The organism is Candidatus Caldatribacterium sp. (assembly GCA_014359405.1).
In the GTDB taxonomy this organism is placed as follows: Bacteria; Atribacterota; Atribacteria; order Atribacterales; family Caldatribacteriaceae; genus Caldatribacterium; species Caldatribacterium oleiphilum.
This window is the reverse complement of the sequence record JACIZN010000120.1, coordinates 1-5,296: the sequence shown is the minus strand read 5'-3', so window position 1 is coordinate 5,296 and position 5,296 is coordinate 1. Positions and strand designations below refer to the sequence as shown.

The following is a 5,296-nucleotide window of genomic DNA, read 5'->3' as shown; positions in this document are numbered from 1 at the left end:
TGATGACTCCAGCGCCTTTTTCTCAGAGAGAACACTAAGAACTTTTTCGGTGAGGAAGAGTGTAAAGGGGAGGTAAAAATTTTGTATTAGTGATGTAGAATGAGGAAAGGGAGGCGATGACATTGTCCTTCTGGTGGTATTGTTTCCTGATAGCCATTCTCTGTATGGGATTTGGAGGGTTTTGGGCTTTCGCGGAGCAGTATGCGTATACCCCTCAGGAAACCGGAATCCTCGTGCTCTCCAGTCTCTCGGTAAAGGAAGGAACGATTCGCATCCGAATTCCTTCGGGAGGATGTACCACGAAAGATGATATTGTCGCTGAGATTTCCCCAACAGGGGAAACCTCTCACTACGTTGTGACCTTTTTCCGCAAAGTTCCCGATCCCTGTTCGGAGGTCCTCCCTGAAGGAGAAGAGTTCGTCTTCGACCTTGTGGAAGATCTCCATCTTGAGGCGTACTCTCACCTTTCGGTGAGGAATCCCGTGATGCCCTTTGGCAATCTCGAGGAATTTGGGTTACGTCGTGATCTCATCAAAGCCACAATCTTTGCCATTGCGTCGGAAATCAAGCGGTATACCGAGAGTGAGCACAAGGACAGGGAGGAAAAGATTGCCTTTCTCAAAGAAGAGCTTGAACGTTTCCAGAAAATGCATCCTGCAGAATACCGCCTTTCTGGAGAGGAAGAGGTGGTGCACCTTGGGACCTTTGGAGTTCTCATGCCTCCAGAGATACGGGAGGTTGAAATTCTTGCCCCACCCCGTGCGCTTGGAGATATTCTTGAAGTTGCTGGAATGACCCGATCCGGGCCCTTCTACCACGTTGCTGGAGTACGAGGTGGGGATCTCTCGGTCTTTGCTCCCTCCCGGCACTACAAGGCGACAATTTACCTTGTCTACCGACGGGAGTACTTTGGTTTCATCCCTAACTACTACGTGTACGTTGCGGATTGGGAAGAAATTCCCTAAGAGTTTTCTCTCCCATTCTCGAAAAACCCTTTAACCCTTTGCAACCATTCCCGGATTGGAATGTGCTGCGGGCACCTCTCTTCGCAAAGGCCACACTCTGTGCAGTTTCCTGGACGCTCTGATTCCTTCAGGAAACCAAAGTACGTTCTTTTGGCTCCCTCATGGTCCCCGAACTGGAATACCTGGTTGTAGAGACCAAAGAGCGTGGGAATGGCAACACCTTGGGGACAGGGAAGGCAGTAGTGGCAGGTTGTGCAGGGAATTGGAGCGGTGCCCTTGAGAAGGGCGCGGACCTCCTCGAGTGCTCTGAGCTCTTCTTCGCGGAGGCATCCTTCGTGGGCTAAGGAGGCAGTCCTGAGGTTTTCCTCGAGTTCCTCCATGGTGCTCATGCCACTTAGGACGGTGGTGACTTCTTTCTGGTTCCAGAGCCAGAGGAATGCCCAGGCGGCAGGTGTTCTTTCGGGGTTCAGGGAAGCAAGAAGCATCCGTGCTTTTTCGGGAAGACGGGCGAGCTGTCCCCCTTTGAGGGGTTCCATGATGACCACGGCAAGGCCCTTTGCGGCAGCGTAGCGGAGACCCTCTCGGCCCGCCTGGAAGTCCACATCAAGGTAGTTGTACTGGATCTGACAGAGGGTCCAGGGGTACGCATCGACGATACGCTGGAAGGTAGGAAGGTCATCATGAAAGGAGAACCCAAGGTACCCTATGTCTCCTTTTTCTCTTGCTTTCTCGGCCCACTCAAGGACTCGGAACTTCAGAACAGTTTCCCAGCGGTTTCGGTCAAGGGCATGGAGGAGGTAGAAGTCGATGTGGTCGGTCTTGAGGCGACTGAGCTGCTCTCTCAGGTACTTTTCCGGGTCCTTCGCATCGGTAATGAGCCAGATGGGGAGCTTGGTCGCTACTTTTACCCTCTCCCGATACCCATCCTGTAGCGCCAAGCCCACAACGACCTCGCTTACCCCTCTGTGGTAAGGATAGGCGGTGTCGATGTAGTTGACTCCCTGGTCGATAGCGTAGCGAATCATGGCAATGGCTCTCTCGACATCCACGGCACTCTCATCAGCAGGGTTGCGGAGAGGAAGGCGCATGGCTCCGAAACCAAGAACAGAGACCTCAAAGTCGAGGGGTCCAAATTTACGGTAGCGCACTCTTTTCACCTCCAAGAAGGTTTGCGAGCTTCTCCACCCGCTCAATGTACGCCTTTTTCGAGGCAGAAGACGGAGCTCCCCTGGTCATCGGACGGACCTTTCCGTACACCGGGCGCTCCCGGAAGGGTCGGTCGTGCTTGCCGAAGCACCAGGCGATGCCGGCGAAACTGTTCGGGTCGCGGCCATCAAGGGCGTACTTGTTGTTGAGGTAGCAGGCGGCGACGAAAGCCTCTTCAGGGTCCTTACTCCACTCAAGGATTTTCTTCCCCCAGTACATGCGGACGTAGCCGTGGATTGTGCCTGAGAGGAGGAGTTCCTTTTGTGCCGCATTCCAGAGGGGATCGTGGGTTCTTGCGTTCTCGAGTTCCTCCAGGGTGTACGTGTACGGTCGGGGGTCGTTCCGGTGCTTCCTGAGCGTTTCTTGAGCCCAGCGGGGGAGTGCGGCAAAGGAATCGTACTGGGAGTTGTAGAAGGTGAAGTTCATCGAGAGCTCCCGTCGAACGATGAGTTCCTCAAGGTAAGTTTCCTTGTGGGTTTCGGGGACCTCGGCTCTCAAGACCTCAAGGGCAATGAAGAGGGGAGAAATCTGCCCAAAGTGGAGGTAAGGGCTCATGCCCGAGAGCCCGTCCACTCCCGGGTCGTTTCGGGAAAAGGCATAAGTAGAGAGTTTTCCTTCTATGAATTCCCTGAGCCTCTCTTTTGCCCTTTCGGTACCACCTTGCTTGAAGCGCACCGGGGGAATGGATTCGGTACGAAGAGAAGACAGGATGTGTTCAGGCTGGGAGAGGTCTAAGGCGTCGAAGGGCTTGGGGAGAGAAAGAGATGGAAAGTGGAGAGGGTTTTCCTGGAGAGGGGTGAGAAAACGAGAAAGGCGCTTTCGGAGTGCAGGTCGGAGAATTCGGGCGCTATAGGCCTCGCGAGGGAGGGCAAGGGAAACGGGAACGATGACGTCGCTTTCGACTGCCACAAGAGCGCAGGGGAGAACTTCCGCCACCTTTTGCCGCCATTCTCTTTGGATTCGCAGGTACCCATAGTCGGTCACCACAAGGGCTGCTTCCTTGGAGAAACGAAGGACTCCTTCGCAAGGGTCACCATGAATGGCTATCATTTGGATTCCTCGTCTGGAGAGCTTTGCCTCGGTTTCCCTGAGTCCTTCAAGGAGGAAACGGAAATGACGTGAATTTGCCTCGGGGAAAGATTCGGTGAGTCCGAAAAAGGCAAGGAGGGGTTTCTTAAGCTCGTTGGCCCAAAAAATCGCATACTCTAAGGCGTGGTTCCACTCGGCTCGCTGCGATGCCTGCATCCAGTAGAGGACGAAAGTACCGTTTTGTCGGATTGGTCCGGCAGGAATCTCGTGGATACGTTCTCTCTCAACCACGTCATTCAGTCGACACAAGGGCCGATTTCACCCGGACTCCGGGGATTTTCCCTAAGCGTCCGGTCAGGGCTCCAAGGGTGTCGGTGTCACCATCGACAATGAGGGCGATAACGGAGATATTCCGTTCCCGGTAGGGAATGCCCATGCGGCCAATGATGATGTCTCCGAATTCTCCCAGGATTTCGTTCACCCGTTCAGCCTGCTTCTCCCGGTCGGTGACGATGATGCCGATGACCCCAACCCTATTTTTCCCTTCCTTGGGCAATGCGCACATTGGCTTTCCTGAGAACCTCCCGAAGGTCCTGAAAGATGTTGAACCAGCGTTCGACCTCTTTCTCAAGTTCCCGCACCGGTTCGAAGGTCGATTCCACCCGGAATGTCCGGGTAAAGGCTTCCTCGGGGCTTTTGTACACTCCGCTCCCGATGCCGGCAAGGAGGGCTGCGCCCTGGCAACTCCCCTCTTTTTCCTTTGGGACGATGATAGAACGCTTGAGGAACGTCGCCTTGAGGCGCATCCAGGCCCGATTTTTGACACCCCCACCGACGTTCACCGCTTGGGTTACGTTGTAGGAGAGCTCTCTTTCCATTCGTTCCCAGATTGTCCGGTACTCGGCGCAGAGACCCAAGAGCACCGCTTGAAGGAAATCTTCTCGTTTCGTTTCCCCCGAAAGGTTCAGAAGGGCTCCTTTGGCTTCTTCGTACTCCCCACCGAGAAGGTATGGGAAGAAGAAGGGGGTGTTCCGGTCAGGGAAAAGGGAGAGGTCATCGAAGCGATCGTACGACTCCCCAAGGATTCGGAGCACCCAGTCGACGGCGTAACCCCCGCTGTAGATGCCCCCCATGGCGTAGTAGAGGGGGAAGACAACGTGGTGCCCAAAGGAGAAGGGTTTCCCGGCTCTTGTGTCTGGGAAAGAGGGGACACTCTCTAAGGGAACCATGAGGGACTCGGTTGTTCCGGTGGAGATGAGTCCCCATCCTCTCTGGAAAACACCGCTTGCCAGGGCAGCGCAGGGATGGTCGTGTCCCCCGGTGACCACAAGGACATCCGGAGAGAGACCACAGGATTGGGCAGCCTTTTCTCTTATCCGCCCCAGGGGAATTCCAGAAGGCATAAGGGGAGCAAGTTGCCCTTCTTCTACCCCCGCTACCTCGAGGAGCTTCGGGGACCAGGTGCGATTGCGCTGGTCAAAGAGCATGGTCCGGGAGGCGAGGGAGTAGTCGAAGGATAAAACCCCGCTCAGGGCAAAGAGGACAAACCCTGACATTGAAGTGAAGAAGCGCACCTTGTGGAAGATTTCTGGTTCATGGCGGCGGTGCCAGAGGAGCTTGTAGAGGGAGTACTTGTGGTGGGGGGAAAGACCTGTGGTTTCGTACACGAAGGCAGGGTCAAGAGGAACGCTCTCGGCTTCCTCTTTGGTCCGCTCATCGTACCAGGGAATACACCGGGTGATGGGGTCCCCCTTTTCGTCAAGCCCTACCATGACCTCGGCAAAGCTTGAAACGCTGAGGGCGGCAATCCCCTTTCGGATGCGTTCTGGAAAACCGGAAATGGCTTCACAGAGAGTGGTGAGGAGTTCTCCTGCGTCGTAGTACGGACCGTGGGAGTCGGAAAAAGGGGGTGTGGAAAAGCTCTTTTCCGAGAGCCCGTTCCCTTCTTCATCGTAGACCTTGAGTTTGGTGTTCGTCGTGCCAATATCGATGCCCAAAAGGAGAGGCATCACCCTTTCACCTCAAGGAGGGCCATTCGTTCCCCCACTCGAACAATGCAGCGGGTGGGGCATTTCTCGATGCAGAGCCCGCAGAGA

At 55.0% G+C, this 5,296-nt stretch carries 5 protein-coding genes; 1 reads left to right on the top strand and 4 read right to left on the bottom strand.

What is annotated here, in order from left to right; all coding sequences use genetic code 11:
• The first annotated feature begins 122 nt into the window (after positions 1-122).
• Positions 123-965, top strand: a complete 843-nt coding sequence (locus H5U36_08655; GenBank protein ID MBC7218186.1) for a hypothetical protein — start codon at positions 123-125, stop codon at positions 963-965.
• Here the strand turns inward: H5U36_08655 and H5U36_08650 are convergent.
• The 4 genes from H5U36_08650 to H5U36_08635 all read right to left on the bottom strand — a co-directional run bounded on the left by H5U36_08650 (position 962) and on the right by H5U36_08635 (position 5,209).
• Entirely contained in the window at positions 962-2,113 is a 1,152-nt protein-coding gene (locus tag H5U36_08650; protein ID MBC7218185.1) for an aldo/keto reductase, read from the bottom strand. The genes H5U36_08655 and H5U36_08650 overlap by 4 nt on opposite strands.
• Positions 2,100-3,416, bottom strand: coding sequence for a deoxyribodipyrimidine photo-lyase (locus H5U36_08645; GenBank protein MBC7218184.1), 1,317 nt, complete (start codon positions 3,414-3,416; stop codon positions 2,100-2,102). Before H5U36_08645 ends, H5U36_08650 begins: the two co-directional genes overlap by 14 nt.
• A gap of 76 nt (positions 3,417-3,492) precedes the next feature.
• Positions 3,493-3,765, bottom strand: a complete 273-nt coding sequence (locus H5U36_08640; protein MBC7218183.1) for a CopG family transcriptional regulator — start codon at positions 3,763-3,765, stop codon at positions 3,493-3,495.
• Positions 3,734-5,209, bottom strand: coding sequence for an FGGY-family carbohydrate kinase (locus H5U36_08635; protein MBC7218182.1), 1,476 nt, complete (start codon positions 5,207-5,209; stop codon positions 3,734-3,736). The genes H5U36_08640 and H5U36_08635 overlap by 32 nt, the downstream gene beginning before the upstream one ends.
• Positions 5,210-5,296: the final 87 nt, after the last annotated feature.

Coding starts and splice junctions, on each gene's coding strand:
- H5U36_08645 (MBC7218184.1), bottom strand. CDS start 3,416: ATGCAGGCATCGCAGCGAGCCGAGTGGAACCACGCCTTAGAGTATGCG.
- H5U36_08640 (MBC7218183.1), bottom strand. CDS start 3,765: ATGTGCGCATTGCCCAAGGAAGGGAAAAATAGGGTTGGGGTCATCGGC.
- H5U36_08635 (MBC7218182.1), bottom strand. CDS start 5,209: ATGCCTCTCCTTTTGGGCATCGATATTGGCACGACGAACACCAAACTC.